The sequence below is a fragment of the Rickettsia sp. TH2014 genome, from assembly GCF_019249195.1.
GTDB classification, from domain to species: domain Bacteria; phylum Pseudomonadota; class Alphaproteobacteria; order Rickettsiales; family Rickettsiaceae; genus Rickettsia; species Rickettsia felis.
The window spans coordinates 1-3,869 of sequence record NZ_MXAX01000260.1 but is presented as its reverse complement, the minus strand read 5'-3'; the positions used below and the strand labels follow the sequence as shown (position 1 = coordinate 3,869).

The following is a 3,869-nucleotide window of genomic DNA, read 5'->3' as shown; positions in this document are numbered from 1 at the left end:
CATAACTGCAATATGGAGGCATGACCGAATTATTTATCGTGCTCATATGAGCAAAAGCTTTAAAGACCGCGATTATATAGTTTCTGCTGAAGAAAAAGGTAGAGAAGAAGGTGTGGCAAAGAGTATAGAAGAAGGGGAAGTTACAAAAAGTATAAAAATAGCAAAAAAGATGTTAATGAAAAAAACTCGATAGAAGAAATATATGAGATTATTGAATTATCTATAGAAAAAATAAGGCAATTGAAAGCAGAAATTGAGAACCTTAAAAAATAATTAGCTTCAATGACAAAAATTTACTTTATAGCCGGTGAGATGTCAGGAGACTTTATCGGTGGACGCATAATTCAGCATTTAAAAGATAATATAGAAATAAAATGTATGGGGGTTGGCGGTAGATATATGGAAGAAGCCGGTAGCTTTAAAAGCTTATTTTCTATTACTACCATAAATTTGATGGGCTTTGTAGAAATTTTACCTCATATTTTTAAGCTTAAAAAATTAATTGATAAAACTGTGAAGGATATAACAAATAGTAAAGCCGATTTATTAATCACCATAGATTCACCGGGGTTTACTTATCGTGTGGCAAAGCGAGTAAGAAAACTTTTACCAAAGCTGAAAATGATTCATATCGTTGCACCGTCAGTTTGGGCATATAAAGAGGATAGGGCAGTAAAATACGCTCAAATTTATGATTGTTTATTTGCTTTATTACCTTTTGAACCGCCATATTTTACTAGGCTCGGACTTGATTGTAGATATATAGGTCACCCGATCATGGAGCAAGAGTTTTATAGCGATAAAGTAGCTTTACGTAAAGAGTTTAAAATAGACGAGAATGAGAGAGTTTTATGTGTTACTCTTGGAAGCAGAAAAGGAGAGATTCTAAGGCATTTACCGGTTTTTGTTTCTTCTATTGAAGAAATATTTAAGAGTTGTAATAATCTTAAAGTTATATTTACTCTTGCAAATCCTGCTCATGAGGCAATAATAAAGCCATTTTTAGAAGATGTTAAGTTTAATTATTTATTTTCAAGTGAGAGACTTAAAACTTATGCCGTTGCTGATTTAGCTTTAGCAAAATCCGGTACTAATACTTTAGAGATAGCAGCTTCCGGTACTCCTATGATTGTGGCTTATAAAGTTAATCTTGTAAGCTTTTTTATTATCAGGCTATTGATAAAAATAAAATATGTTACACTGATAAATATTATAGCAGGTAGCGAAATAATTCCGGAATTTATCCAATTTAATTGCCGAGCTAGTCTTATTAGTAATAAGCTTCAAGAGTTATTATTTAATTCTAAAAAAGCGTATGAGCAGGTAATAGAAAGCCAAAAAATTTTGCAGAAATTAGGGTTTGAATCAAATCGATCACCTGCTTATATAACTGCAGAAATTATTAAACAGGAGTTCTTAGAACCTAAAATAAAGTTGTTAAAAGAGAAAGATTAGTACTTGAACCGGTGGTCCACAACATTTTCTGAATTATAATAAACATTAATATTAATATAATAACAAAATATATTTCCATATTTTTTCTTATAGTATTAATTTGTTTCATTAAAATTTCTAAATCATTGGAAATTTTTTTGTATTCCTCATTGTGATCAGAACGCATTGTTGTCAAGAAACCGGATAAGTTTCCTAACTTATTTTGTAAAGCTTTTAACCTTTCCGTATGTTCTTCGTGTTTTAGATCGGTATTGTGATCTTGTATCATAATATATAATGCCCATTATAAGATCAGTATTAACGCCGGTATAGTAATATGAACTATGAATAAAGATTTATATTTTTCGTTTGTAATAAAAATTCTAACTTTTCATTTTACAGGAGTATACTATTGTTATAGTAAATTGGTTTACGTTATTAATTTGTTGCTTGTTAGTCATCTAATTTTAATATTTTAATTACCAAATATTAAAACTATTGATTTATTTAGCAAAAGCTATATAATTTAAATTCAACAAATATTTAACTTCAACCAAACTTTAAGTTAGTTTTACTATATGTTATTTCAAATGTCAAGAAAAAACCATATTTCGTGGTAATTTTTTTAACAATATTTCTAAGTCTTATAAAAATAATAGTTATTATGTTAAAAAACCTATTAAAAACTAAACTTTTTTTAGTTATAGTATCTCTAACTATATTCATTACTTTGCTAAATTCTAGTATATTTTATATTTTTGTGCCGGGCAATCTTACTCAAAATAAAACGATAATTATTGAACCTAAATTATCCGTAAATCAAATAGTCACAAAACTTTATTCTAATGAAGTAATCAAATATCCGAGAATTTTTAAGGTAATTGCTAAAATTTATTCTATAAAAAGACCTCTTAAAAGCGGTGAATATGTGTTTACTCGTAATATATCGCCCCTGCAAACTTTAAGAGTATTAGCAAGTGGTAAATCTATAATACATAAGATAATTGTCCCAGAAGGTACGGTGGTTGGTGAGGTTATAAAGAAAATTAATGAAGAAAGTCGATTACTTGGAGAAATAAAAGGGATAATACCGGAAGGTTTTTTAATGCCATCAACGTATTTTTTCTCTTATGGAGATCAAAAAGAGCAGATAATCGATCAAATGAGAAATTTAATGTCTGCTAATTTAGATAAGGTGATGCAAAATCTTGCGCCGGATTCTCCGTTAAAAACTAGACTCGAAGTATTAACGCTAGCTTCTATAATTGAAAAAGAAGCCGGTTCAAATGCAGAAAAACCTATTATAGCCGCAGTATTCATTAATCGTTTAAAGAAAAATATGAAGTTACAAGCCGATCCGACTACTATCTACGCTTTGACTGAGGGTAAATTTAAATTAGCAAGAGCTTTAACAAGAAAAGATCTATTGCAAGAACTACCATATAATACTTATTACATAAAAGGTTTACCGCCAGGTCCGATTTCCTGTCCATCGCTAAAATCTTTAGAAGCAGTGGTAAAACCTGCTAAAACGGATGCCTTATTTTTTGTGGTTGACGGTAAAGGCGGACATAATTTTTCTAACAATCTTAATGATCATAATAGATTTGTTGAAACTTATAGAAAAAGTCTGATTAGAGTACCTGAGTCGGAAATTGATCCTGACAAGCCATCTACTTGATCAACTTCAAAAAGAGCGCAAAGTCTTATAAGATCTGCGGTACTCACGTATTAAGTATACGCTGCGTTCCTCGCCTTATAGACTCCGTGCTCTTTTTGAAGTTGATCTTCGTATATTTTTATCCATTTAACAGATGTTATCGTGAATAATACAGAATTTAGTAAAATAGCCGAAACAACAATTGCATATATAGCCGACAAGATAGAAGAGCAAGATAAAGAAGCAAGTATAGACGTAGATTTACAAGGTGATATATTAAACCTTGATACTGATAAAGGTATATATGTAATAAACAAACAAAGTGCAGCTAAAGAAATTTGGTTGTCATCGCCGGTTAGCGGTCCTTATCATTTTTTTTATGAACAAGGAAAATGGAAAAATAAAATAGAACTTGAGCTGATGGCTATTTTGACGGAAGAACTTAATATTAAATTTGATAATATATGAAAGATTTTAAAACTGCCGATAGTGCTGAAAAAGTTTATAATTTAATAATAGAAAATGCACCTACTGATACATCTATATTCTTCGATGTTGATGATACGTTTTTAACTCCTAAATCAAAAACTTTTAGAAAAGCTCCTTATAATAAAATGATTGATAGAATTAAGGAAAATAAAAGTAATTATGATAATTATGAAGAAATTATCAATAATTGGCGGCTTCAGCGAAAAGTAATATTAATTGATGAAGAGTGGGCAGAAGTTATAAACAAGCTCAAGGCAAAGTGGTCGTGCCTCCGTATTGCAGTTTA

The 3,869-nt window shown here is 30.0% G+C and carries 5 protein-coding genes and 1 pseudogene; 5 read left to right on the top strand and 1 reads right to left on the bottom strand.

Annotated features, from left to right (window positions below):
* Both KYQ89_RS07920 and lpxB read left to right on the top strand, forming a co-directional pair.
* Positions 1–273: pseudogene (locus KYQ89_RS07920) on the top strand (hypothetical protein); the annotation flags it as partial.
* A gap of 9 nt (positions 274–282) precedes the next feature.
* Positions 283–1,455, top strand: coding sequence for a lipid-A-disaccharide synthase (lpxB, locus tag KYQ89_RS05430; protein WP_218460736.1), 1,173 nt, complete (start codon positions 283–285; stop codon positions 1,453–1,455).
* Here lpxB and KYQ89_RS05425 read toward each other — a convergent pair.
* Complete coding sequence (locus KYQ89_RS05425) at positions 1,424–1,723, bottom strand: hypothetical protein (RefSeq protein WP_218460735.1); 300 nt, start codon at positions 1,721–1,723, stop codon at positions 1,424–1,426. The genes lpxB and KYQ89_RS05425 overlap by 32 nt on opposite strands.
* A 375-nt stretch (positions 1,724–2,098) precedes the next feature.
* On the opposite strand from KYQ89_RS05425, the gene mltG reads away from it, so the two are divergent.
* The 3 genes from mltG to KYQ89_RS05410 form a co-directional block, all read left to right on the top strand.
* Entirely contained in the window at positions 2,099–3,115 is a 1,017-nt protein-coding gene (mltG, locus tag KYQ89_RS05420; RefSeq protein ID WP_218460734.1) for an endolytic transglycosylase MltG, read from the top strand.
* 141 nt (positions 3,116–3,256) lie between these two features.
* A complete protein-coding gene (gene cyaY / locus KYQ89_RS05415; RefSeq protein ID WP_218460733.1) occupies positions 3,257–3,562 on the top strand; it encodes an iron donor protein CyaY in 306 nt (101 codons plus the stop codon).
* The coding region (locus tag KYQ89_RS05410) for a DUF2608 domain-containing protein (RefSeq protein WP_218460732.1) at positions 3,559–3,869 on the top strand (311 nt) is incomplete at its 3' end. The genes cyaY and KYQ89_RS05410, both read left to right, overlap by 4 nt.

Excerpts from the sequence above, each read along its gene's own strand:
- lpxB (WP_218460736.1), top strand. The coding sequence starts at position 283 with ATGACAAAAATTTACTTTATAGCCGGTGAGATGTCAGGAGACTTTATC.
- KYQ89_RS05425 (WP_218460735.1), bottom strand. The coding sequence starts at position 1,723 with ATGATACAAGATCACAATACCGATCTAAAACACGAAGAACATACGGAA.
- mltG (WP_218460734.1), top strand. The coding sequence starts at position 2,099 with ATGTTAAAAAACCTATTAAAAACTAAACTTTTTTTAGTTATAGTATCT.